At 52.9% G+C, this 23783-nt stretch carries 22 protein-coding genes and 2 tRNA genes; 10 read left to right on the plus strand and 14 right to left on the minus strand.

Translation table 11 applies throughout. The features are described 5' to 3' along the window. Nucleotides 1-142: 142 nt before the first annotated feature. The 4 genes from infB to IGNI_RS00030 form a co-directional block, all read right to left on the minus strand. Nucleotides 143-1972: a translation initiation factor IF-2 gene (gene infB / locus IGNI_RS00015; RefSeq protein WP_011998037.1), complete on the minus strand. Its 1830-nt coding sequence runs from the start codon at nt 1970-1972 to the stop codon at nt 143-145. A 33-nt stretch (nt 1973-2005) separates the two neighbouring features. After that, nucleotides 2006-2096 (minus strand) — tRNA-Thr (locus tag IGNI_RS00020). A gap of 33 nt (nt 2097-2129) precedes the next feature. Next, complete coding sequence (locus IGNI_RS00025) at nt 2130-3431, minus strand: FAD-binding oxidoreductase (RefSeq protein ID WP_011998038.1); 1302 nt, start codon at nt 3429-3431, stop codon at nt 2130-2132. 10 nt (nt 3432-3441) lie between these two features. Next, on the minus strand, nt 3442-3864 hold the full coding sequence (locus tag IGNI_RS00030) for a hypothetical protein (RefSeq protein ID WP_011998039.1): 423 nt from the start codon (nt 3862-3864) through the stop codon (nt 3442-3444). 71 nt (nt 3865-3935) lie between these two features. Here IGNI_RS00030 and IGNI_RS00035 point away from each other — a divergent pair. Both IGNI_RS00035 and IGNI_RS00040 read left to right on the plus strand, forming a co-directional pair. Beyond that, nucleotides 3936-4012, plus strand: a tRNA-Ile gene (locus IGNI_RS00035). 19 nt (nt 4013-4031) lie between these two features. Continuing rightward, nucleotides 4032-4610, plus strand: a complete 579-nt coding sequence (locus IGNI_RS00040) for a hypothetical protein (protein WP_187145969.1) — start codon at nt 4032-4034, stop codon at nt 4608-4610. Here IGNI_RS00040 and IGNI_RS00045 read toward each other — a convergent pair. Genes IGNI_RS00045 through IGNI_RS00055 form a run of 3 tightly spaced genes read right to left on the minus strand, consistent with a single transcriptional unit; the run spans nt 4549 to nt 7683 of the window. Further along, nucleotides 4549-5268 carry a radical SAM protein gene (locus IGNI_RS00045; RefSeq protein ID WP_238374093.1) on the minus strand — a complete coding sequence of 240 codons (720 nt, stop codon included), beginning with the start codon at nt 5266-5268 and terminating at the stop codon, nt 4549-4551. The genes IGNI_RS00040 and IGNI_RS00045 overlap by 62 nt on opposite strands. 22 nt (nt 5269-5290) lie before the next feature. Then, a complete protein-coding gene (locus IGNI_RS00050; protein WP_011998042.1) occupies nt 5291-5671 on the minus strand; it encodes a hypothetical protein in 381 nt (126 codons plus the stop codon). Nucleotides 5672-5709: 38 nt separating this feature from the next. After that, the gene (locus tag IGNI_RS00055; protein ID WP_011998043.1) at nt 5710-7683 is read right to left on the minus strand and encodes a DNA topoisomerase I; all 1974 of its coding nucleotides are present in this window, start codon (nt 7681-7683) and stop codon (nt 5710-5712) included. A 54-nt stretch (nt 7684-7737) separates the two neighbouring features. Between IGNI_RS00055 and IGNI_RS00060 the strand changes: the two genes are divergently transcribed. Next, on the plus strand, nt 7738-8553 hold the full coding sequence (locus IGNI_RS00060) for a WD40 repeat domain-containing protein (RefSeq protein ID WP_011998044.1): 816 nt from the start codon (nt 7738-7740) through the stop codon (nt 8551-8553). Between the two features lie 4 nt (nt 8554-8557). On the opposite strand, the gene IGNI_RS00065 is transcribed toward IGNI_RS00060, so the two are convergent. Beyond that, nucleotides 8558-10516: a beta-CASP ribonuclease aCPSF1 gene (locus IGNI_RS00065; protein ID WP_011998045.1), complete on the minus strand. Its 1959-nt coding sequence runs from the start codon at nt 10514-10516 to the stop codon at nt 8558-8560. 10 nt (nt 10517-10526) lie between these two features. Continuing rightward, on the minus strand, nt 10527-10958 hold the full coding sequence (locus tag IGNI_RS00070) for a hypothetical protein (RefSeq protein WP_011998046.1): 432 nt from the start codon (nt 10956-10958) through the stop codon (nt 10527-10529). A gap of 25 nt (nt 10959-10983) precedes the next feature. Here IGNI_RS00070 and IGNI_RS00075 point away from each other — a divergent pair, with 25 nt between their 5' ends. Both IGNI_RS00075 and IGNI_RS00080 read left to right on the plus strand, forming a co-directional pair. Continuing rightward, nucleotides 10984-11508, plus strand: a complete 525-nt coding sequence (locus IGNI_RS00075; protein ID WP_011998047.1) for a MogA/MoaB family molybdenum cofactor biosynthesis protein — start codon at nt 10984-10986, stop codon at nt 11506-11508. Continuing rightward, nucleotides 11486-11920 carry an archease gene (locus tag IGNI_RS00080; RefSeq protein WP_011998048.1) on the plus strand — a complete coding sequence of 145 codons (435 nt, stop codon included), beginning with the start codon at nt 11486-11488 and terminating at the stop codon, nt 11918-11920. The genes IGNI_RS00075 and IGNI_RS00080 overlap by 23 nt, the downstream gene beginning before the upstream one ends. A gap of 25 nt (nt 11921-11945) precedes the next feature. Here the strand turns inward: IGNI_RS00080 and gatB are convergent, their stop codons facing one another. The 3 genes from gatB to IGNI_RS00095 are packed head-to-tail and all read right to left on the minus strand — an operon-like array spanning nt 11946 to nt 14372. Then, a complete protein-coding gene (gene gatB, locus IGNI_RS00085; protein ID WP_011998049.1) occupies nt 11946-13400 on the minus strand; it encodes an Asp-tRNA(Asn)/Glu-tRNA(Gln) amidotransferase subunit GatB in 1455 nt (484 codons plus the stop codon). Next, a complete protein-coding gene (locus tag IGNI_RS00090; RefSeq protein WP_011998050.1) occupies nt 13348-13752 on the minus strand; it encodes an ArsR family transcriptional regulator in 405 nt (134 codons plus the stop codon). The genes gatB and IGNI_RS00090 overlap by 53 nt, the downstream gene beginning before the upstream one ends. After that, nucleotides 13731-14372, minus strand: coding sequence for a hypothetical protein (locus tag IGNI_RS00095; protein ID WP_148202178.1), 642 nt, complete (start codon nt 14370-14372; stop codon nt 13731-13733). The genes IGNI_RS00090 and IGNI_RS00095 overlap by 22 nt, the downstream gene beginning before the upstream one ends. Before the next feature lie 74 nt (nt 14373-14446). Between IGNI_RS00095 and IGNI_RS00100 the strand changes: the two genes are divergently transcribed. Genes IGNI_RS00100 through IGNI_RS00110 form a run of 3 tightly spaced genes read left to right on the plus strand, consistent with a single transcriptional unit; the run spans nt 14447 to nt 20838 of the window. Continuing rightward, entirely contained in the window at nt 14447-16678 is a 2232-nt protein-coding gene (locus IGNI_RS00100) for a hypothetical protein (RefSeq protein ID WP_011998052.1), read from the plus strand. A gap of 19 nt (nt 16679-16697) precedes the next feature. Beyond that, nucleotides 16698-19751: an MSCRAMM family protein gene (locus IGNI_RS00105; RefSeq protein WP_011998053.1), complete on the plus strand. Its 3054-nt coding sequence runs from the start codon at nt 16698-16700 to the stop codon at nt 19749-19751. Continuing rightward, nucleotides 19735-20838, plus strand: coding sequence for a 3-dehydroquinate synthase (locus IGNI_RS00110; RefSeq protein WP_011998054.1), 1104 nt, complete (start codon nt 19735-19737; stop codon nt 20836-20838). The genes IGNI_RS00105 and IGNI_RS00110 overlap by 17 nt, the downstream gene beginning before the upstream one ends. Here the strand turns inward: IGNI_RS00110 and IGNI_RS07845 are convergent. Next, the gene (locus IGNI_RS07845) at nt 20824-21534 is read right to left on the minus strand and encodes an ASCH domain-containing protein (protein ID WP_011998055.1); all 711 of its coding nucleotides are present in this window, start codon (nt 21532-21534) and stop codon (nt 20824-20826) included. The two genes, IGNI_RS00110 and IGNI_RS07845, sit on opposite strands and share 15 nt — an antisense overlap. Nucleotides 21535-21591: 57 nt before the next feature. On the opposite strand from IGNI_RS07845, the gene IGNI_RS00120 reads away from it, so the two are divergent. Together IGNI_RS00120 and IGNI_RS00125 are read left to right on the plus strand one after the other, a co-directional pair. Then, nucleotides 21592-22017: a secondary thiamine-phosphate synthase enzyme YjbQ gene (locus IGNI_RS00120; RefSeq protein ID WP_011998056.1), complete on the plus strand. Its 426-nt coding sequence runs from the start codon at nt 21592-21594 to the stop codon at nt 22015-22017. After that, nucleotides 22014-23168, plus strand: a complete 1155-nt coding sequence (locus tag IGNI_RS00125) for a nicotinate phosphoribosyltransferase (protein ID WP_011998057.1) — start codon at nt 22014-22016, stop codon at nt 23166-23168. The genes IGNI_RS00120 and IGNI_RS00125 overlap by 4 nt, the downstream gene beginning before the upstream one ends. Here IGNI_RS00125 and IGNI_RS00130 read toward each other — a convergent pair. Beyond that, nucleotides 23149-23634, minus strand: coding sequence for a PUA domain-containing protein (locus IGNI_RS00130; protein ID WP_052569693.1), 486 nt, complete (start codon nt 23632-23634; stop codon nt 23149-23151). The genes IGNI_RS00125 and IGNI_RS00130 overlap by 20 nt on opposite strands. Nucleotides 23635-23783: the final 149 nt, after the last annotated feature.

Genomic DNA, 23783 nt, shown 5'->3' on the forward strand with positions numbered 1-23783 from the left:
GCGTCGGAGCCCGGCCTCCGCTCACCCTTACGTCGCCCCTTTCAAACTTCCTCATCCGGTCGGCTGTTCCGTTTCCGGTCATTTCTAAACGAGATCTCCTGACTCCCTTACTCCTCATCCCGGAGAGGGAGAAACGAACCGTTTAAGAGCTGGGCGAAGGCAGCACCACTCCGTAGAGCGGGTTCTGTTTCCTCTTAATTTTTATTATCTCTTGTAAGACGAACTTCTCGTCGTCGCTGAGCTCGTTCTTGAACTTCGTCAACCAGAGCTTGGCGTGCTCCGCCGGGACGTCCGTGTACAACACGTCGCCCTCGTGTATGTGTCGCCCGACCATGACCCTTCCCTTTATTGAAATAGCTACTTGTTGACCAGCCCTCGCCTCGGGGACGCTCTGGCCCTTATCTTGGATCTGGAGTATGCTGCCAACCCTAGAGCCGTCCTCCTTCATCAGCGGGTACTTCGGTTTTATCACGCCTCCCAGAACCTCGACGCCTACTATCGCCGGGTCACTCCTTCTAAACACGAAGCCGGGGAGTATCCTTATCTTCCCGGGTCTCACGAGGGTTTCCAAGACCTTTCTCTTCTCCTCCTCGCGGAGGGCCTTCAACCACTCCTCGAATTCCTCTATTAGTCTGTATATCACGTTGTGCTGGAATATCTTTATGCCCTCCTTCTCCGCCAGTTCCTTTGCTTCTGGCAAAACTTTAACGTTGAACGCTAGTATCACTCCATATTCTTTGTTCTTACTCTTGACAGTCATAGCCTCTACTATGTCTCTCTTAGTGACAGGCCCAACCCTGGCCATTCTAACCGGTATGCCCCTGTTCTTCAAGAACTGTACCAACGCCTCGAGAGTTCCGAGGGTGTCTGCCTTAACTATCACGCCTTCCTTATCCGTCTCTATCATTACCTCTTCTACTTCTCTCTTTACTTGTTCTTTCAGCTCTTCAAGCTTCTCCGGGCTGTCCACGACGTAGACCGGTGCGCCGGCCACCGCCTTCTCCAAGCCGGGCGCCACTATCTTCACGCCCGCTGCGGCGCTCACCTCCTCCACGGGTTCGAACCTCTTAGTGGCCCTCATCTCGGTCAAGGGGGCAGGGACGAGTAGGGCCCTCACCTTAGTCACGATGGGTCCTTCTATTCCGCCGACGACTATAGTATCTCCTTGCCTTATTATGCCATCATAAATTATCGTGTCTATGGTAGAGCCGTAACCCGGCTCCTCCTTAACTTCCATAATAACTCCCTTGGCCGGGCCCTCTACGTACTTAAGCCTCCCCTTCATGTACCTCTGGGCCAAGCCAGCGAGCACCGCTAACAGCTCCGGTATCCCCTCACCGGTCTTAGCGGATATCGGGACTATCGCTATCTGTCTAGTGAAGTTAGTTATCCTATCGAATCGTTCACTGTCAAAGCCGAGCTTTGCCAGCTCCCCCATAATTTCGTATATCTTGTTGTCTAGTCTCTCCCTCACCTCCTCGCTCTGCTTTCTATAGCTAATCAAGAATGGTTGGTCGGGGTAGGACCTCCAGCCGGGTATCCGGTCTATTTTGTTCGCCGCTACCACGAACGGAACTCGCCTCTGCTTGAGGATCTCCACGGCTTCGTACGTCTGCGGCTGAAAGCCCTCGTTTAAGTCAACGACGAGTATCGCCAAGTCCGCGACCGCGCCGCCCCTTCTCCTCAAGTTCGAGAATATCTCGTGGCCTGGGGTGTCAATGAACAGCAGCCCGGGGAGTTCCAGCTTTACCGTAGGGATTATCTTCTTTAGCGGTTCCGTAACTTTCTCTATGACGTCTGTGGGAACTAGGCTAGCGCCTATGTGTTGGGTTATCTGGCCGGGCTCCTTCAAGGCTACTACGGTACCCCTTATCTTGTCCAACAGCGTAGTCTTTCCGTGGTCCACGTGACCCAGTACGGCTACGATAGGTTGCCTCAGCCTAGGCCTCTGCTCCGCGCTCAAGTTCAACACCTCTGCAAGTCGGGGCGAAGAGGGATTAAGATGTGGAGCCGCCGGCGGGATTTGAACCCGCGACCACCGGCTCTCTCGGAGGGCCGTACGAGGCCGGCGCTCTGCCGGGCTGAGCTACGGCGGCCCGCCGGCTGGTCTGAAGAGTCCATTAAATATTTTACAGCGGTATCTTCTTGCCAGGGTTTAATATTAGGTTGGGATCAAGGGCCTTCTTGATCGCCTTCCACAGCTCCAAAGCCGGCTCGTCGACCTCGCAGCCTAGCAAGGCCAGCTTGAGGAGCCCTATCCCGTGTTCGCCGCTAACTGTGGCCTTGTACCTTTTACTCATTTCGCAGATGATCTCCTTGGCTTTTTCGATAGCCTTTCTAACCCACTCCTCTCCCGGAGGGTGAAGCAAGTTTACGTGCAAGTTGCCGTCGCCGGCGTGTCCGAAGACGGCCACCTCCCAGTCGCGAGCGTTCTCATAAACGAACTTTATCGCTTCTGGCAAGAGGCTAACCGGAACCGCGACGTCCCAGTCTGATCTAGAACCCTTCACGAGCGTGAGGGAAGGACCGGCCAGCTTGCGGTACTTCCACAACGTCTCTGGATCTTCCTTGATACCTTCATACTTATCCAAGATTAGCTTCGTCTTTTCAGAGGAGCGCTCATCGTCGAACTCAACTAACAATAAGTATTTCTCCGGCATTTTCAAGGACATATCAGTTCTAGAATTTACCGCCCTCACTGTCTTGGGATCCATGAATTCCAGCGCAGATGGCGCTAACTCTAGGATATCCAAGACCGCTTCGCCCATCTCCTCTGCCTCTTCAAATAGCAACAAGACAGCTTCCCTCCTCTCGGGAACCCTCGAGAGCGTGAGCAAGGCCTTGGTTACTATGCCTAGAGTGCCCTCCGATCCCACCAAGAGTTGGTGGACCCTCAACCACGTGCTGCTCTTCTTAGCCCACGCCCCGCTCCACACGACCTCTCCGACGGGCGTAACGAACTCGAGCGCCCTCACGTGGTCAGAAGTCAAACCGTACTTGACGGCCCTTATCCCGCCGGCGTTGGTGGCTACTACGCCGCCTACCGTAGCCCACTCCACGCTGCCGGGGTCCACGGGGAACCAAAGGCCGTATCTTCTTAAAACATGGTTCAGCTCTGAGAGCCTCCAGCCAGCTCCCGCTAGGACTAACTTATCCTTCTCAAAAACCTCCAAGTCCAGCAAGAGCGAAGTGTCTACGACTATCCCGTCGAAAGGCAAGGGGGAGCCCACGAGGCTCGAGCCCCCGCCATAGGGGTAAACTGCCACCTTCTCCTTGTTAGCCCACCTAATTACTTTCGCCACCTCGGCTGCGTCCGAGGGGAACAAGACGGCTTGTGGGAGGTTCCCGCGGAGCGGCGAGGCGTCGGTAAGGTAAGCCCTCAACAAGCTCTCGTCGTCTATACAGAGCACGTCGAGGGGAGGGCAAGCCATGGGCGCTTCCTCAGACGAGGTAGAGTATCTTACTCTTAGACGTTTCCTCGAGGTATCCTTCTCTCTTGGAATTCATGTATATTCCCATCTTATTCGGAGTTATTATCACGTAATCGTAAAGGAAGCTGCCGGGCGTAACTACGGTTAGGTACTGCTGAACGTCCAAGTCAACGGCCCTTATCTCGAAGCCCCGGTAAACCCTCCGGTCGTTGGCTACCATATCTACGGCAGGGGGTCGCGTCAACGTGGGCAGACGAGCGTAAAACGCGTAAAACGCCCTGGTCTTCACGGTAGGCTCGGAGTAACGGACTTCGCTGTCCTTAGGCAAGGTCACGCTCCGCGCGTCCAACACTATTGAATCTGCCACGATCAGGGCGTTCCCACTAACGTCCAGCTTTAACGAATATTCCTTAAACTTTATGAAAAACGGCACGTGGCCCCCTCCGGGACCGTGAGAAAAAAACTTTTTAACGGTATCCCTACTCCCCATCACCGGAGGCCTGCGGGCCCGTAGCTCAGCCAGGCAGAGCGCCGGGCTCATAACCCGGTGGTCCGGGGTTCGAATCCCCGCGGGCCCACCACCCCTTCACGGTGATGCGTTTGATAGAGGTCAGAATTACGGAAGAAGGGTTAGGCATCCCAACGGGCGTCGTGCCGTCCTCGGTCGTAGGGATACGCAAGGGCGACCTACTCTTCCTCCACCCCCTGGAGACGTTATACCTAGTCCTCGAGGGGGAGGCGAAAGTACTAATAGACGACGAAGAGATAAAAGACTTCAAGGAAGCCCTCTCGAGAATAATCGAGATCGTGAAGACGTGGTGCATTAAAGAGAGGAAGGGGTGTTACTTGGCCAACGCGTTCTGGTCCATGTTTACGACATACTACAAGCTCAGAAGGAAGGGGAGGAAGGTGTTACCCGAAGGGAGGAGGGAAGGAACGCTGATAGAAATAAGGAAGAACAAGTGGTGGGCAGAGTACTTGGTCTTAGAGGAAGGCATAAAGATCTCCATCGCACAGCTCCTCGAGTGGGTAGAGGAGGTTAGGGCCAACGACCTCAAGGCGATAATAGCAGTCGTAGACAGGAACGGGAGCGTGACCTTCTACGAAGCGAGCAGGGTCACCTTGAGGGCGCCCGATAAACGCTCGGAAGGAGGCCGAGTCGCTTCAACCGCTCCATGATTGGGGGGTACAACGTCAAAACCTCGAACTCCACGTCGCCAAGCAACGGATGTATTTCCTCGAGCCTCTTGATCAGATCGGCGTACTCTTGGGGGGTCCCGTAGCCCAAAACCACCGCAGCCCTAACCATCTTAGGATCGACCCCCTCCTCGATCAAATTTTTCAACGCCCTTATTTGGAGCTCAAAGGCCTCCTTCTTGGCCCCCGTAACCCTCGAGAAGGCCTCGGGCGTCGGGGCCTTTATCGAGACCCTCACGAACACTTTCCTCTTGACTAAATCTTTGGCCAGAGACTTGTCATAACCTATCAATATTCCGTTGGTTTCTAACACAAAGGTTAGGCCGGCTTCGTTCACCAAATCGATAACTTTCAAGAGGTGGGTCGGACAAAGCGTGGGTTCGCCTCCGCTCACCCTTGCTAGCTCAAAGCCCCTCTCTCGGGCGATCCTTATCAACTTCTCAGCTACTTCGCTAGGAGAGTAGAACTTCGCCGTCCTCGGTATCCCTCTGGTAGCCTTCCAGCTCCAACAAAAAGCGCACCTCAGATTACAACCGACAACGTCAGCAGTCGAGATGCCGCCGTAGAACCTCGTCCCCCGGAACCTATAGTAGAGCCTCTCCTCCCCTCTACAGACGGACGAGGCGACCTTCTTGCCCAACTCTACCGGATCGTACATGGCCTCAGTCTTGGCTGACCGCTAGGGTGGCCGGCCTCTCGCGGACCTCTATCTTTAGGAACCTTCTGGGGTTTACCTTGGTTTCGTCCATTACTTCCAGCACTTTCTTCTCAAGCTCGAGTCGAGTATCGGGGTCCAACTCTCCAGCTATGTCCACGTCGGTGAGAATTACTCCTCTTGGAGTCCTGAAGCTTCTTATGGATACCAACCTGTCGTCGCCAACTAGGATCCGGATCTCATCCAATAACCTCGCCCAGAAGAGTGCAGGGAACCACCTTCCAAACAACCTTATCCTCGTAATCTTGGTTATGCCCAACCTTTGCTCGCCGCTGGCTTGACCTTCCTCCGGAACCGCTCTGCCTTGGAACGTTAACCCGCTACTCAAAAGCGCGCTCCCTGAAGCGTCCTTCGCATCGCAATTATTTAACCTTTAAACGTAGGTTCCGACAGTAACGCCTTTGCGACCTCCTTGGCCGCCGTCCCCGCTTGCTTTAAAGTCGTTACCTTCTTTAGGTACTCTTCAAAGCTTAACCCCAACCTCCTCCTCCAGACGGGGTACTTCGCGTAGAGCTCGTCCCTAGCTCTCTTGTGTACGACGCAGAGCCCGTCCTCCTCGGCCACCCTCCAACAAACCGCACACCTCCCCGGAGGCTCCATTTCACCCAGAGAGTAAGCAAGGTATTCGCCCACCTCTCTCATGTGAGGTTTATACTTGGCCAATATCATTCTCATGAACTTCTTAGCCTCCTCAACTATCTTTTCCTTACGTTCCACGCCCATCATAATCTTTTTCATATCTTCTTCGAACCTCCTAGTTAGTTCAACGCTAACTATTTCGGGAAAGAATTTGCTGAGCACCAACGCCACGCCTATCCCCAGGTCGGTCGCGTATACTTTCGAACCAACATTCTTTAGATACCCCCTCTTGAACAAGGTCTCCACTATTCTGGCCCTAGTCGCCTCGGTCCCTATTCCAACCCTTTCCATCCACTTGACTATCTTCGCCTTGGTGTACCGCTCTGGGGGCTTTGTGTACTGCAACCTCCTGGTGCACTTGACTTGGAGGCTCTCCCCTTTAGTAAAGCTCGGCAAGCTCTTTTCTTGAGGAGCCGAGAAGGGATAGTATAGCGTCCAACCCTTCCACTTGACCCTCCTACCCACGGCTTTGAAGGTCTGACCGTTAACCTCTATCACCACTTTGGTTACTTCATAAACGCTTTCGGAAGCGAGGGTTGCCATGAACCTCCTCACTATTAAGTCGTATACCTTCATGTGGTCTGGACTCAAGTTCTTCGGGGGCTTCCCCGTAGGGTAGATCGCCGGGTGGGCCGGGTCGTCCTTGGGTCCGTTGTTCGGAGAGAAACGTCCCCTGGTTTCCTTGAAGAGGGCCTTGGTCAAGGGGCGGTATTGAGGAACTGAGGCAATGCCCTTTAGTATGTTCGCGTAATCCAAATCCTTGGGATATTTTTGGCTATTCGTCCTCGGGTAGGAAATGTAGGCGTCGAGGTAAAGCTCTTCGGCGATGCTCTGAGTCTTCGAAGGCGAGAAGCCGTAGAGCCTCGCGGCCTCCATTTGGAGGTCCGGCAAGTTGAAGGGGTGTGGAGGTGATAGCCTTTCGTCATTTACGATGACGTCAACTACTTTTCCGAGGCAGTTTGAAATAAAGTGGTCTGCCTCGTCCTTTGTTTCGAACTTAAGTGTGGGTTCGAGGGAGACTCCCTTAGCGCTCAGTGAGACCGAAAAATAGGGCTCCGGGACGAAGCACTGGACGGCGAGCTCCCTCTCCACCACCTCCTTTAAGGTGGGGCTCTGAACCCTTCCGGCTGACAAACTCTTGCTCTTGCCGGTGGCCACCCTGTAAGCGTGCATCAGAGCTCGAGAGACGTTGATCCCCCAGATCCAGTCCAGCTCATGTCTCGCCAACCCCGCGTTTATCATCTCCCAGTCGAGCGGCCTCAGGCTGTTCCACGCCCTACGTATCTCGTCCGGAGTTAAGGCGTGGAAAACCATCCTCTTGCTGCGGCGGGGGTCCCCGAACCTTTCTATTATTATATACCCTATAACGGAACCTTCCACGTCATAGTCACACGCGTTAACGTAGAGGCTCGAACCGGGACTGAGGCTGCTGATCAAAGCTATGTATTTCTTCGTGTGGGAGGCTCCCTTCTCGATTTCGTAAAGAGGACGCCATTCGTAGTCGAAGACGGGGAAGCCCTTGCCCAGAGGGGCTAGGCCGAACAGGTGTCCGGCCGCCGGTACCACGACTATCTTCTTGCCGTTTGTTAGTTCCCAATAAGGGACGCCATATTTCCTTTTGACTATAGGTTTGCCGAGAGCGTTCGCTATTTTCTCGGCCGCCTTAGGCTTCTCTGCGATTACTAGTATATGGCCTTTCATGCGTTCTCCGCAACTGTATTAGCCCTTTGATTATAACTCGACGGGCCGCAAGCTTTGAAGAGGAAGTGGATCGTAGAACTCCCCGGCCACATATACGATACCAAGATAATTGAAGACCAAGTCTTGTTGGCGAACGAGAACAGGGTAGTCTCAGTCGACGACGAAGGGAAGGCCACAATCATTTTTACACACGACGCCCCCATATATTCCGTCAAGAAGACGGGAGACGCGTTACTCATGGCCGCTGAAGACAAGAGGTTAATTATTGTCGACAACAACGAAATTAATGAAGTAAATACTGACTTCGGGCTCTTCTCGTTAGACTACAAAGACGGAAAGGCGGTTGCAGGGGGGTGCTGCGGAGCCCTCTACCTCATATCTGATGGCACAATAGTCAAGAAAACTAACGTGGGAGGGCATGTATATGACGTAAGCTGGTGGTCCGACAAGGTCTTGGCCGCAAGCTTTGACGGTCATTTGTACCTCTTCGATAGCGACTTAAATTTCATAAAGAGAGTTAAAATGGCAGAAAACGTAAACACAGTCAGGCCTTGCGGAGGTTTAGTAGCAGTGGGCACTTTCGAGCCCGGAGGGGTATTTGTACTAGACGAGGACTTGGAGGTAGTGTGGAGCAAAGGAGGGTACTTGGACGTCCGGCTGGTGGCTTGGAGGGAGGGCTGCAAGGGACTTTACGTAGGCAGTTGGGACGGCGTTCTGTCGCTATACGACGAACACGGAAATGAGGTCCTAGCCGGAAAGGGGCCCCGCGGGGTCGAGAGCGGCGACTGGAGGGACGGGCGCCTAGCGGTCTCGGGCTGGGGGCGGACTGAGCTCTACGAAGAGGAGGGGGACGAGCTAGGGGAACGATAACGTCTCATATGTCGTTCTCCACGAAGACAATACTGTCCCTGATGTTAGGCGTGTATATCTTCATTCCCCTGGCCACCGTCCTGCTGAGGACCCTAGCTAGGCCCTCTATCCTGCTGGGCTCGCCGTGGTTTAGTATTATATTCTTGGGCCGCGGGGTTACCGACTTGACCCAGTTTATCAGCTCAGAACGGCTGCTGTGTCCCGAGAAGCCCTCTACCGAGAACACGTGACTCCTAACTTCTAGTTGGTAGAGCTTGGACTTGCCGTCCTCGTTGATTGCTATCTCGACTCTGTCGGCGCCCTCCTTCAACGTTCGGCCCAAGGTGCCGGCAGCTTGGTAAGCGACGAACACTATAGAGTTCTTGGGGTCCGGCGCGAGCTTCCGGAAGTACTCTAAGGACGGACCTCCCGTCAACATGCCGGAAGTAGCTAGTATCACTCCCGGTTCGGACTCCAGTACCTCCTCCCTCGATATGCCGCCCTCTATCGAAACGGACTCCACCTTGTGGACGAAGTCCGCTAGGAAGGGGTTCTCGCCTTTGATTATTCTCTCCTTAACGCTTTTCGCCAGCCACTCCGGGTAGGCCGCGTGTATGGCTGTAGCCTCGTACACCATGCCGTCTAGGTATATAGGCACCGCACCTCCTTCCGGACTCTTGATCAGCTTGTTCTGAACGGCGTCAACCAGCAACAGCAGTATCTCTTGGGCCCTCCCCACTGCGAGCACGGGGATGAGTACGAAGCCTCCCTTCTCTATTGTTTTGTTTATTATATCTATGAGTAGCCTTTCTGCGAGCTCCCTCGGGGGGAGGTCTTGTGTCCCGTAGGTACTCTCCATTATTACGGCCTCTACCCTGGGGAATTGAGTGTTAGCCTTGTCTAAGAGTCTTGTGTAGCCATACTTGAAATCACCAGTGTAAACTAAGTTGAACAGCCCCTCGCCTACGTGGAGGTGCGCCATAGCGCTTCCCAAGATGTGCCCGGCGTTGTAGAAGGTCAACTTAATGTCCGGAGCTACGTCAGTTACCTCTCCGTAGTTCAAAGCGATCGTTCGGAGCAACATGCTGTTGATGTCGCTCTCAGTATAGGGGACCGGCTTCCCTTCTTTCCGAGCTACCTCAATGTAGTCCTTCTGTACTAAGTACATTAGGTCCCTAGTGGGCTGGGTGACGTAGACCGGCCCCCTATAACCGTACTTGTAGAGCCACGGAACGAGTCCGCAGTGGTCCAAGTGGGCGTGGGTGACTATTACCGCGTCTAACTCATCTATGGGGACCTCCTCGACCTTCGGGAAGTGCTTCTGAGGGTCGTAAGAACCCACGTTGGCGCCGAAGTCCAACAGTACCTTGGATTCTTTCGTTTCTAGCAATATAGCCGAACGACCGACCTCTTTGAACGCCCCTAATGCAGTTATCCTAACATAATTGGTCTTGAACAAGAGGGGTCTGTGAATCCTGTTTCCTATTTCTAGCAGAGCTTCAAGTCGACGCTTTGTGTTCTCTCGATAGAATGCGCGAATCGTACTGATCACGTTAGACTTCAGCGGGGGGTTCCGCATGACTACGGGCTTCCAGCCCGTCGCGGTGAGGATTTTCCTAAGCCTGTGACCTCCCTTGCCCACCACGTACCCGGGTTTGTTGGTTATTATGATCACTTCGCCGGTGGAAGGCTCGAACTGAAGCTCGACGATCTCGCCGCCCTCCCCGACTATCTTGTTTATCAGCTCGGCAGCCTCTTTCCTAGGCTTGCGTGCGCTCTCGTCGGGCTTAACTACTATCTTTTTGCGCACCGCCCTCGCGACCTTCCTAATCATTTCTGGATCTTCGTAGACAGGGAGCAGGTTCTTAGCATAGACCACCACCTCCGGACCTTCGTACTCTATCTTTACGATCTCAAGTTCCTTAGGTAATAGTGACTTTATCTTATCGGCCAAGTTTACCAGGTTGTCGTCGACCTTACTCATGATCGTTCACCTATACCTTATACCTTCTGAGAAGCTCCACTATGAGCCAAGGCCTCGTAGGCCCCTTAGGCTCGGATCCGCGTGCCGCCTCCCTAGCACGGTTAATTAGTTCTTGAGGCACCTCCCCTTCCAGTTTAACTGAGCTCAGGGCCCGGCCTAGCCTCCATAGAGTCCTTTCGACCTCTCTCCTCACTTCCCTTAGCTCGTCATTTATTACATCCGACATCCAAGGCTTAACCACGAGTTCTTCGCGCAGTATTTTCTCCAACTTCTCTAATTTAGAGAGCCATTTGAGCGAGTCATACGCTATTATTAGAGCTTCCTCCTCGTCCATCTTAACGTCGCTCTGGGGATAAGCGATAACCACCTCGTCGTCTTCGACCCTCTCCTCGTCTTCCTCAGCCACTATTTCGGCCTCGTGAACTTCATTTTCTTCCATCATCCGAGCCACCTCGGAGAGCGATAAGATGCACGAGCACGAACGCTTCGGGCCGGAAAGGGTCCGCTTCGGCATAGTAGTAGTCTCGGATGCAGTTTATGAAGGGCGCAGAGAGGACGTCAGCGGCAAGTTGGCCAAAAAGATTATTACTGAGAGTGGCCACGAGGTAACGTATTTCTCACTCATACCCAACGATAAAGGAGCCATCCTCAACGTCCTCGAAGAAGCCAAGGAATCGCCAGTAGACGTGATCGTATTTGTGGGGGGCACGGGATTGGGACCCAACGACCTAACGGTAGACGTCGTCGACCGAGTGGCCGACAAGGAGGTGCCGGGCTTCGGCGAGCTCTTCAGATACATCACGTTTCAAAAGAGGGGATCCATAGCCATCCTCACGAGGGCTGGCTTGTGGGTCTACTCGAAACTGCTCATATTGGTCACGCCGGGAAGCCCCGACGCAGTAGAGACTGCCCTTCAACTATTCTTGCCCGTAGCGAGACACGCCGTAGCGGAGGCGAGGGGACTGCGCCATGGCATGCCCAAAGGAGTTTGAATACCTTCCACACACTGCAGACATCATTGTGGTAGGCTATGGAGAAACTCTGGAAGAGGCGTTCGCTAATGCAGCCAAGGGAGTTTTCAACATAATTACTGACGTGAAGAAGGTAGAGCCCAAAGAATGTAGAGAGGTGATCGACGAGGCAGATGACCTCGAGCAAGCATTATATAAGTGGATAGACGACCTCCTACTGTACTTCGACGCAGAAGGTATGGTGTTCTCGAAATTCGAACTTGAGCTGAAGGAAGAGGAAGGGAAGGTCAAGATTCATGGAAAGGCGTGCGGTGAGAAGTTCGATCCCTCTAAGCACGAGTACGGCACCATAGTTAAGGCAATGACGTATGCAGAAATGGAGATAAAGAAGGAAGGTGAATGTTGGAAGGTTAAATTCGTAGTCGACATATGAGTGGGGTCGCTAACACGGGTCGTCATCATCCGTCAGATCCGTGGCGAGCGCTCATCCCCAGCTCACTTTCTATCATTTGGCGCACCGTACGCGGGTCCGCCTTCCCTCTCAAGGCCTTCATCACTTGTCCGACTAAGAAGTTTATAGCTTTAGGATTCTTCTTCGCATCCTCGACCGCCTTCGGATTTTCTCTCAAAACCTTCCTTACGATACTAAGTATCTTATCCACGTCCCTAACTACACCTAATCCCTTTTCCTCGATTACCCTTGAGGGCTCCTTACATTCTCTAAGCATGGAAGGCAGCACCGTTTCCCTAGCTTGCTCCAACGTGATCTTTCCTCGGTCAACGTAGGAGAGGAGCTCAGCTAACCACTCGGGTTTGACACACTTCCCCAAAGGAAGGCCGAGCTCCTCTACCCACCTAAGGTAGTCAACTACCAACAAGCTCGCTAGCCTCTTGTAATTAGTGTAGAGCTTGGCGGCCTCTTCGAACAGGTCTGCCAACCTCTTGTCCCTTATGACCAGAACGGAAGCTAGGTACTCGCTCAAGGAGTATTCCTTTATCATTCTCTTAATCCTTTGATCTGGGAGCTCGGGGAGCTCCCTTTTCGCTTGCTCGAGGAGTCCCTCCTCAATTAAGTAGGGCGGGATGTTGGGTTCCGGCATATACCTATATTCTTCTTCCAACTCCTTGCTCCGCGCGCCCACGGTCACCCTCCGCTCCGCGTCCCAATGCCTAGTCTCCCTCTCCACCCTCCCACCTTGGTCTAACAATGTGCTCTGCCGCGTTATTTCGAACTTTAAAGCCTTCTCCACGTCCTTAATAGAGCCTATGTTCTTTATTTCGACCCTCTCGCCGCCCTCTACGCTCACGTTGGCGTCTACCCTCATAGCGCCCTCCAGCTCACAATCACATATCCCCAAGTGTTCCACGAGGCTCCTCAGCTTCTCTACGAAAGCTCTCGCCTCCTCGGGCGTCTCCATGTCTGGCTCGGTGACCAGCTCTATCAGAGCTATGCCAGACCTGTTGTAATCCACTAGCACGTACTCCGACGCCTTCCCACGAGGCCAAACTATCCTTCCGGGGTCCTCTTCCAACTGCAACCTTCGAATTCGAACGACTTTCTCCCTTCCATCAACCCTCATAACCAATTGCCCGCCCTGGCAGACGGGCGAGGAGCCTAGGGACGTGAACTGGGTAATCTGATAGCCCTTGGGCAAATCCGGGTAGAAGTAATGTTTCCTCGCGAACACCACCTTTCGACTCACTTTACCATTTAAGCTCAAACAGAGAGTTAAGGCCATCTTCACGGCCTCCTCGTTGAGCTTCGGGAGGGCTCCAGGGAGGCCCAGACAGACTGGACAGACTACGGTGTTTGGGGGTTTGTCCCTATAGTCTGAAGGGCAAGAACAGAAGAGCTTAGTCTTAAGTTTGGTCAGTTGAATGTGTACTTCCAGACCTATCTTCGCTTTCCTCATGTCCTTCGACGCCCTCGCTCTCCCCTTTCTCGCTCTTTTCTCCCTCGCCCTCTAGACACTCTATGACTTTTTCCAGTAGGCCAGCGTATTGGAGCACCAACTTCGCGCCCTTCTCGGTTAAGGCAACGTTCATCTGAGGGTGGCGGCCTAAACTGTACTTCACTTTCACTAAACCCTCTTCTTGCATCTCCTTCAAGTGTTTCCAAACTGTCGACTTCGTTAACCCCAAATGTTTAGCAATGTCGCCCAATTTGCTCCACTTGTTAACCATAAGGTAGAACAGTATCGCCAGTCGAGTGGTGGTCACCTTGAGAGAGCCGAACTCTTTTATTAGCTCTCTGCACTTTGACACAACGTCACCCCCACGACGTTTATTCCTAAAATCACAAAGACGTCAGATATTGAAAGGGCCCCGCTTACTATTAGTTCGGAAGGTCTCTTAGCTATGAAGTACATCGCAATAACGTCTATAATAGATGCGAGAGAGGCGAAGAGTGCTCCCAAGGCCATCGATTTAGGTCTTATTATCAGCGAATACAACAAAGAATTTGAAATGATAAGCACTATGACGAGGGACAGCGTCGTCAAGTTCCACATGCCGGTGGCAAGGGATATGTATGATAGAACGAGAAGCGTTGCTGCGACTAGGAAGAGGCCAACGGTTGTAAGAGTATAGAGTTTATTTAGTGAAGCTTTATCCTCCAAGAGCTTGACCAATTCCCAGTTAACCCTTATAGCGTACGAGACGTTCTCGGCCACCCGGTCTACAGCCAGCGCGAAGAGTAAGAGAACCCTCAAGACCAAGAAGACGAGGATCCCGACCAAGCTAGAACCCTCGGCGAGGCTGGGCGTTATCAACAAGTCGAGGAGGAGGACCAGCGTTATGACGAACGACCAGTAGCTGGAAGCGTTCCTACAGACTTCTAACTTGGAGATCTGTGCGATTGTCTTAGAGAGGGGGCCTATGGCCATTATGCTTGCTCCGAGGACGCCGGGATGAAACATACCTACAAAAGCTTTCTCAAGGAGGGCCGAGAGGGTGAGATTTGAAATATATCTTAAAGGAACACAAGAAAACAGTCGTTCTGATAGTAACCATCTTGATCATAGCATCATCCTTCTATGTTAGGCTGATTCCGTACTTCAAGTATTCTCGTTATGGCATCTGGCTTCAGTACGACGACAGCATGTTCGAGTATTGGCTTTCCAAAACTCTTTACGAAAAGGGAGTTGGTTACTGGTACCAACTGACGCCCGAGAACACTAGACACTTGTGGTGGTGGCCGGAGGGAAGGGACGTTAGGAGGACCGAAACCCCGGGGTTGTCCTTCACGGGGGCGCTCTTATATCCCGTGGCGAAGGCTTTCAACTTAAGGCTAGTGGACTGGGTGGGGATAATCCCGGCCTTCTACGGCACGTTAGCTACGGCCGCGTCGGCCCTCTTGGGCTACACCATAGGGGGTCCAGCGCTCGCCGTTTTGATGGCGACGTCGACGGGATATCAATACGCCTTCATGCAGAGGAGCATTTCGAGTTTCGTAGAGAAGATGGCGCCGTGTATGTTCTTTGGAACGCTCTTCTTAGTGACTCTGGCGCTCTTGTTGAAGAGGTCTAACCTCGACGTACCCGCAGCGGCGCTCCTCGGAGCCCTCGGGGGAGGCGCTCTAATGCTCGCTTCGGCCTTCTGGGGCGGCTTCCTAGCGTTCTTGGCGGTTACTCTGATCTTCTCGATGCTAGTATTGTTCTTCACGGACAACGAAGCCGTTCTCAAAAACCTCATCATATTCTTAGCCGCGTCCACAATAACTTTCCTAGTCACCTCGAAATGGATAACAACTATTTGGATGCACAAGACTTGGGCCTTCACACTGCTTCTCTACTCGCTCTCAATGGTTTTCGCGGCGGCAGAGCTTTTGGTGCTGAAGAAGTTCGACGAGGAGAAGAGGCTTAAGCTCTGGAGCGTCACGTTGATAGCCTCAATAATTGCAATGATACTGATAGTTACTCACCCCTACGTTTTGAGGACGTATCTTAACGCAAGGTACATAATGATGGTAATGCCGTGGACTAGAAGGATAGAGAGCCCGCTGGCGAGGAGCGTGGCAGAACACCAAGGCATATTTAACGTCTTTGCGCCCAACGACTTGATAAACGTCCTCGGTATAGGCCTCGCCGCCCCTCTCGCCTTACTGATTGCAGTATACTATTACTTCAAGGGTCAAAAGGACGAGCTCCTACACGCCCTCCCTATAATAGCCTTGGGGGTGTTCGCTACGTACTTAGTCCTTACAAACGTATCAGTTTACATGCTCACGACGGTTGGTTACCTAAGCGCGATAGCCGGCGCGCTGGCCTTGTATTGGGCTTTGAAGAGCACAACTCTCGACACGGGCAGCTTGGCAAAGCTCCTCTGGTCCACAATAGCGTTAATCGCGGCGGTACTTTTGATAAGTGGGTCTTACACCGGGATCAATTACGCTTTAAACTATCCGCCGCCATCCTTCCTCTCCGCCGGTACCGCCTTCTACAGCCCCCTATTCCCAGACACCATGAAAGTGATCGAAAGTAAGTGTAAGTTCGTCTTGGCGTGGTGGGACTACGGCTACATGATAGGTACCGTAGCTAACAGAACCACCGTGGTCGACCCGGCCACTCTCAACTCCACAAAGATAGCCCAGGTAGCGAAGGCGCTCATAGGCAACGAGAACGACTTGTTGAAGGTTCTGAACGAGTTTTACCTTCCGAAGGAGAACACATGCATATTCACTTACGAAGTCTTTCCGCTCCTCTCAGACAAAACTGTAATCTTAATACCCCAAGCCGGAGACTTCGCCAAGTCTGTATGGATGTTCAGAATAGCGGGGTTCGACGACACCACCATATTTAGCAAGTACATAAGGCTCAAGTACGTCGTGATCGGGACGACGGAGGACGGGCGTAGGGTTACCTTGATAGTCGATAGCCCCAACGACGTCGTTCCCACCCAGAGAGGCGTCTTAGTGAGGACCCCCCAAAGGGGCTCGGTACTGTTGAGAAGTGTAGAAGCAGTGACCTCGCGTCCCCTCTACGACATAGAGGAAGTGAACCTCTACAAGATGATATACTTAGGCTTGAAGAAAAAGGGCTTTACAGTGCTCGACTCCTTAGGACGCAAGCTGAACATGAACGTGGACTTCAGGCACTTGAAACTGGAAGAGGTAGTGGTGGACAGACTTTACCTCTCGAACAACAGAACTCTTCCATTCGTGGGGGTCGCTGTCGTTTACAAGTTCCGTTAAGCGCTGACGACTAAGGTTTTTGAAAGCGGAAGCGGCGGGAGTCGCGTGGAAGGAAGTAATGAGGCTAGCATTGCTATTAATACTGATGACGTTCTCTGTGTTCGCCTCGCAGTACTCAGTATCGCTCTCTAATCTGACGCCCGTAAAAATCACCAACGCATACGAATATAAGGTCCTAGACGGTACCATAGGAAGTCCGGAGAAATTCTGGTTCTCGCGACCCAACGTCATCTTCACCTACGCGAACGGGGAGTTGAACAAGTACACTATCACCGACAGAGGGGTCTCCTTAGTGTCTTCAAAGAAGTTGGACAACGTAGTATGGGCCCTCCAACAGAACGAAACGAGGGTTATTATAGTAACTAACTCATCCATATTAATAACCAATAACGCCTTGGACGTCTTACACAAGATCGACTTCGACGCCGAGGGCTTCAGGGCCGCGGGGAAATCCGAAAGGTGTTCTTGGTTCTCGAGCTCTGGGAAGCTCCTGAAAGTATGTCCATCCAACTTGAAGGTCTACGACCTCCCCCGAGGAACGTTCGGCGTATTAAAGCCAGGAGGGATCTCGTTCTACCCCCTTTGGAAGCTAGCGGGAGCTTGCAAAGTTAACGTCACGAGCTTCCAAGAGTCATTTATAAACAACATTACGTTCGTGCTCCTAAAGTCTGAGCGCAGTTCTAAGCTAGCCAAAATAGTCTGGAGGGGAGGGCCCCGCCTACTCAATTGTAAAGAATTAGGTCGCGAGGCCTACCTATCTAATACGTCGCTCGTCTTAACCCTCGGAGGAAGTGTTGGCATAAAATACGTTGATCTGGCAGAAAACGTCACGTTCACGCTCTTTGGAGCATCGTTAGCCAAGCTCCTCGGCCTCTCTCGCTCACCTCTTGGATACGAGGCTTACGTCCTACTCGTCAAGCCCCAAGGAGGCGGCGATCTCCTACTCTCTTTGAGAGCCAAGGATAGTAACCCCATGTTCGCGACGTTCTCAGAAAACATGTTCTGTACCCCCTTACCCAGTTTCATCTGCTTCCCTGAGGAACTGGCCTACAGGCCGATCTCTTTCCAAGACGTAGCCTCTCCGCACAGCGCCGTAGAGGTGGCGCTCACCAAGCGCTTCGTGGAGGTCGCAGGAGAGAGCTCTGTGGAAGTGAACTTAAAGCCCCTCTCTGCTCCCAATAAAGCCTACACGCTGAGGTTGAGCATACAAGAACCCTCCAAGACCGTCTTGCTGCCCAGCGACACGTACGAGTTAAACGTGAAGAGTAAGATAGGACGCGTCGTGTTGTTCGTCGGGGCCCCTCCTCCCGGAACAGACTTCGACCCTCCAGTAATAAGAGTGGAGATAACCCCGGACGTGATCATACCCTACGTATACAAGTTGAAGATAAAAGTAGTAGACGAGCAGACGGGCAACCCGCTTCCAGGGGCACTGGTTTACGTCAGTGGGGTTACCGTAAGAGGAAAGAGGCTCCAGCTAGGCCCCCAAGTAACGGACGCCAACGGGACTGTGGTCCTTCACTTGGAAAAGGGCACGTACATGATAAGGGTAGTTAAAGACTACTATAAACCAGTAGTCATAAGGAATTTGGTCCTAGACAACGATAAATCAATAGCAGTAAAGATGATAATTAAGGGAACTGACGTAAAGATCAAAGTCATGAGTAAGGGCGCTCCGCCCTTCATACCTAAGGGTCCCATAGCAAATGCGACCGTATCGATTCAAGGTAGGATAGCTTTAGAGAAGAAAACCGACAAGAACGGCCTAGCAGAGGTCGTGCTCCTTCCGGGGACGTATACACTAAGAGCAAGCGCACCCTTACATAAACCTCATACAGAAACGCTCAACGTAGTACCCAGTAACAAACCCTTAGTGAAAGAAGTAACTCTAGATCCCATACTTTACAACTTGACGCTCGTGATAAAAGACTCACTAACGGGAAGGCTCGTCATACCGTCGTTGATCTCCATAACTTCGCTTACCAGCGGACTTTCAAAAGTGATTAAGAACCCCGCCACCGGGACTGTCTTGGTCACATTACCCCCAGACGTATATTCCATAAAGGTATTGGCTAAGAACTACTTGCCCTTCGAGGAGACCTATAACATCTCAAAAAGCATGACTCTGACCATACCTCTAAAGCTAAAGACGGTCAAAGTACGTATTATGGTATTCGACGAGCTCAAAAATTTAGTGCCCGCATTTAACATAACTCTAGTGAACCAAGCGTTAGGCTTGAAATTCGAGTTCAGCTTAACCAGCGAGAACAACACCGTGAGCGTCCCGCCGGGTACGTATAGGCTGACAATATCAGCTAAGGGCTATGAGCCCTTGACTACGACTGTGACTATTTCCGAAAACACTAAAGTATTGCAACTAACAATAGCCCACAAATCGTTCAACGTAGTGATTAAAGCAAAGACGGACGATAAGCTACTCTACGAGTTCATATTCTACTGTGAGGGCCAAGTTCAAGGCGGACCCCTCTTCGAGCCCTTGCCGCTACCCAGGATGACTAAGCCCTCCCTCCAGGCCACCATAAGGGTTCCGAGAGGCACTTACATGGCCACTCTGACGTGCTACTCCGCGACGAAGGAGAAGGCCGCCACCGGGAGCGCCACGTTCACAGTACCGACGAACGCCGTAGTGGAGGTCCCCTTAACCCCTACTAAGACCTCAGTTGCCGTGACAGTGTTAGACGTAAGGACGAACAAGCCCGTAGTTAGGGCCACGGTAAAGTTGTACTACGGACAGAACAAGCTGTTGATAGGAGAAGGAATGACGGACGCCACGGGAAGGGCCATAATTAACGTCAATACTTATTACATGGGTAAGCCGGTAGAAATAGTCATCACGGCCCCAGGGTACCAAGAGTACCGCTCCTCGGTGATTCTGACGAGACAACTCCCAGTAGTTTACCTAAAGCCTGCGCCAACAATCATCGAGACCATACTGGGCAACCCAGTACTACTAATAGCAGTCGTACTGGTAGGCGCGGCCGGAGCGTATTTGGCTTCGATGTTCGTGGGTAGGGGAGGCGAGGAGGAGGAGATATTTGAGGAGCTCGTCTAGATTGGAGGTCCCAATCACCGAAGAACACACTTACAAAGTAATAATCGGGAGGAACGTCTTCAAAGAAGTCGAGAGCGCCTTGCCGGAGAACGTTAAGCCGTGTCTCGCGGTGGTAGGCGAAGGGGTGGCAAAGGGCGCACGGTGGGTCCTCAAAGAGGCGAGCGCAGTCTTCCCCCATTGGGAGATACTCAAGGACGGCGAGGCCGCGAAGGATCTGAGCGTGGCCTTGAACATTATTAGAAAGCTCTGGGAACTGAAGGCCGACCGCTGGTGTGCCCTAGGAGTGATAGCCGGGGGCAGCTTAGGCGATACAGCCTCCTTCGCTGCCTCCGTCTACATGAGGGGGATACCGTTGATCCAGTTCCCCACGACGCTGTTAGCCATGATAGACAGCTCGCTGGGCGGAAAAACTGCGGTTAACTTCGAAGGCTTTAAAAACGTACTGGGCTCGTTCTACCACCCGTGGTTAGTAGTTGATGACTTGAGGTTTCTGGACACCTTACCGGACAGAGTCTTCAAATCCAGCATGGCAGAAGCAATAAAGTACGGAATCACTTTGAATCCCGAGTTCTTGAAGTACTTAAAAGACAACAGCTCGAAGATCTTGGCGAGAGACGACGAATACGTATCGAAAGTTATTGCAGAAAGTGTCAAAACAAAGCTCGAAGTGGTTAGGAAGGACCCCAGAGAACGAAAGGGAGTCCGAGAGGTGCTGAACTTCGGCCACACCGTAGGCCACGCCCTCGAGTCGGCCTCCAAGTTCGAGCTGCTCCACGGCGAAGCCGTGGCCCTCGGAATGGTCGTCGAGACCTTATACGCCGAGAGGGTAGGGGCGTGTTCCTCTTGTTACGAAGCCTTAGAGGGCGCGCTCTCGGCTTATTCGTTAACCCAAGTTAAGGCTCCTAAGATGACCATAGAAGAGTACAAAGCTATGATACTGAAGGACAAGAAGAGGGTAGGCGACCGCTTGAGGTTACCCTTACTAGAGGGGGTGGGAAGGTGGAGGCTGGAGCTGGTCCCCTTGGACGAATTCGTCGAGACCACGTTCAAAATCATGGAAGAAGTGTTTTGGTCAGAGGACTTCTAACCCTATGGCCAGCGCGGGGCCCGCTTCGGGTCCGTAGTACTTCTCGTAGACCTTGAGTCCCTCCTCGACGCTCAGCCCGGGCAACACTCTGTCCTCGCTTTCCAACATTTCTTTAAAATTCTTGTACATTACCAACTTCTTTACTTTAGCGTACAAGAGCTTGCCCGACTGAACGCTCTTAAACTGGATGACGTGACCCACGCGAAGCCTCTTCCTCTTTTCATCATAAACCCTGCCCTCGACCACCTTTTCCCCAGAGGCGATCAGTTCGAACCAACGCTCCTCCAACTTCATCCGATGAACATCGTCCGACCGGAGCACCGCCGCGCCGAAGGGTTCGATGTGGTCGTCCTCCTCTAGGAGCCTAACGTCTTGAAAGGGTGCATCGCCTCTGTAAGGGCTCTCGCCCACCACGAAGTCCACGTGAACGGCCTCGGGCACTTTCCAAAAGCCCGCCGACGTGCGCCCGTCAGTAACCACAGCTCCCCGAGGCGTTATTAGTACGGAGAACGGGAGGAGGTCGAGCCACCCCTCCGTGGGGCGCTGACAGATCTTGCCCAGCGGACACGCGTAATAGGAGTCTCCCTCGTCAAATATCCCTACAGCGTAGTTACAGACGTCGTCGTTGACGTCCAAACACAAGGCGTATTTGGAGTGGTGAACTACGAACCCGCTTCCGGCCCTCCTGATTATCAAGGCCCTTTCGGGTCAGACGTATTTACTCGCGCTTATATTGAGTGGTGGCGGGGCTCGGTGCCCTTCAAAGTATACCAGAAGATCTTAACTTTCTCCTCTACGAAGAGGAAGGAGCTAATCGACATAACTAGGGAAGTCGAAAGGGCCGTGGCCGAGTCCGGGGTAGAAGAGGGAACGTGCATGGTCTTCGTGCCCCACGCCACGGCAGCAGTGATAGCAAACGAACACGAACACGGACTGATGTCCGACATACTGAGGGCGCTAACCGAATTGGTCCCCCCGGACAAGGGCTGGGAGCACAACAAGATAGACGACAACGCGGACGCACACATATTGGCATCTATAATAGGGCCATCGCGCTGTTTCCCAGTAAGCGGGGGCAGGCTGGTAAGGGGGACTTGGCAGAACGTCTTCTTGGTCGAACTCGACGGCCCTCGCCACTCTAGGAAGGTAATCGTTACTGTAATGGGTGAAGGGAAATGAGGCTTTACGTAGCGTCCGAAGAAGACATACTCTCCGGCAACGCGACAGACATATACTTCAAGAGGACCGTCGAAGTAGTCAAGAAGTCCGGAAAAGACAAGAAAGTCAGAATGGAATTTCACGCCTACAGCCTCCCGAAGGGGTACGAGTGGGGAGTTTTCGCCGGCCTGGAAGAGGCGCTATACGTCCTAAGGGGGAGGGACGTCACGGTCTACTCACTGCCAGAGGGAACGCTGTTCTTCCGAAAGGAACCCATCATGGTGATCGAGGGCAAGTACTCGGAGTTTGGCGAGCTGGAGACCGCGCTCTTGGGAATAATAAGGCACTCTACCTCGATAGCCACCAAGGCCGCTAGAATAAAGCTGGCCGCCGGAGACAAGAAGGTTTTGTTCTTCGGGTTGAGGGCGCTACACCCGGCCATACAGCCGGTCGCCGACAGGGCGGCCTTTATAGGCGGAGTGGACGGGGTGGCCGGCGCGCTGAGCGAGAAGTTCTTAGGCTTGAAGCCCCAAGGAACTATGCCCCACGCATTAATTGTAATATTCGGGGACGAGGAGAGCGCTTGGAAGGCCTTCGACGAGGCCTTGCCCGAGGAGGTACCAAGAATAGCCTTGGTTGACACCTTCTGTGACGAGAGGGAGAGCGCGCTCAAGGCGGCAAGGGTGTTGAAAGAGAAGCTGAAGGGGGTGAGGCTCGACACGCCGAGCTCTAGGAGGGGAAACATGAGGGCAATAGTGGAAGAGGTCAAGTGGACTTTGAGGCTACACGGCCTCGAGGTGCCCATAATAGTCAGCGGAGGCCTCGACGAAGAGAAGGTAGAGGAGCTGAGGGACCTCGTAGACGCCTTCGGGGTCGGCACCAGCATAGCGTTCCCGCCGAGCGTGGACGTGTCAGCGGACATAGTGGAGGTGCTCGAAGGGGACAAGTGGGTCCCGAGGTCGAAGAGGGGGAAGCTGCCGGGCTTCAAGCAGCTCTTCCGGGACCGCTGCTTCAAAGACGAAGTCCTCCCCTGGGGCTCCGAGGGCAAAGGGACCCCTCTCCTCACCAAGGTAATGGAGGGCGGCGAAGTGGTGACGAAGCTACCAAAGATAACTGAGATTAGGGATTACGTCTTGCGTCAGCTCGAAGAGCTCAAGACTTGCAGAGCTTGAACAAGTCGTCCCCCAAGTAGTGTAAGTTCTTAATTACTTTACCCCTTTCCATCTTTTCGGCCTCTTCCTTGTCATAGAGGGCTAACCCGACGGCTATGGGAAACTTTAAGTTCTCTGACCTTACCAACACCACGTCTCCCTTTTTGAAGTCACCTTCAAAGGAGATTATTCCGGGCCTCATGACGTCCGCTCCCCTAGTGACGTAGGGCACCGCCCCCTTGTCCACCACCACTGAGGGCCCTTCAACGTCGTTCCCGCACAAGACCGGAAGGTACTTGTCGTCCTTAACCCAGAACGTGGGCTTCCCTTCAACGAAGTAAACCACGTACTCCTTCTCGGTCTCAGTACGAACTTTTACTTCCTCTACTTTTTGGTCCACGGTGAACCTAGCCCAAGGAAGGCCCTCCACCTTCTTTAAGAGGAGTTTTTTCTCCTTCTTCGAGAGGGGCCTCCTTAACAACCTCATGCCTTTAACCGTGGGGTGTAACCCTTCTGGGGATGAAGAGCCGTTGGGCGACTGAACGACTTGATGTAGAAGTATTCTTCTCCGGCTACCGACCCCCAGTCGATAACGGCTTAACAACGGCCCGAACCTTGACGCGCCGACTTTTAGCC

The sequence above is a fragment of the Ignicoccus hospitalis KIN4/I genome (genome assembly GCF_000017945.1).
GTDB classification, from domain to species: Archaea; Thermoproteota; Thermoprotei_A; order Sulfolobales; family Ignicoccaceae; genus Ignicoccus; species Ignicoccus hospitalis.

Bases quoted from the DNA above. Each gene is read 5' to 3' on its own strand.
- IGNI_RS00025 (WP_011998038.1), bottom strand. From the start codon at position 3,431: ATGGCTTGCCCTCCCCTCGACGTGCTCTGTATAGACGACGAGAGCTTG.
- IGNI_RS00055 (WP_011998043.1), bottom strand. From the start codon at position 7,683: ATGAAAGGCCATATACTAGTAATCGCAGAGAAGCCTAAGGCGGCCGAG.
- IGNI_RS00065 (WP_011998045.1), bottom strand. From the start codon at position 10,516: ATGAGTAAGGTCGACGACAACCTGGTAAACTTGGCCGATAAGATAAAG.
- IGNI_RS00070 (WP_011998046.1), bottom strand. From the start codon at position 10,958: ATGATGGAAGAAAATGAAGTTCACGAGGCCGAAATAGTGGCTGAGGAA.
- IGNI_RS00075 (WP_011998047.1), top strand. From the start codon at position 10,984: ATGCACGAGCACGAACGCTTCGGGCCGGAAAGGGTCCGCTTCGGCATA.
- IGNI_RS00080 (WP_011998048.1), top strand. From the start codon at position 11,486: ATGGCATGCCCAAAGGAGTTTGAATACCTTCCACACACTGCAGACATC.
- gatB (WP_011998049.1), bottom strand. From the start codon at position 13,400: ATGAGGAAAGCGAAGATAGGTCTGGAAGTACACATTCAACTGACCAAA.
- IGNI_RS00095 (WP_148202178.1), bottom strand. From the start codon at position 14,372: ATGGCCATAGGCCCCCTCTCTAAGACAATCGCACAGATCTCCAAGTTA.
- IGNI_RS00125 (WP_011998057.1), top strand. From the start codon at position 22,014: ATGAGGCTTTACGTAGCGTCCGAAGAAGACATACTCTCCGGCAACGCG.
- IGNI_RS00130 (WP_052569693.1), bottom strand. From the start codon at position 23,634: ATGAGGTTGTTAAGGAGGCCCCTCTCGAAGAAGGAGAAAAAACTCCTC.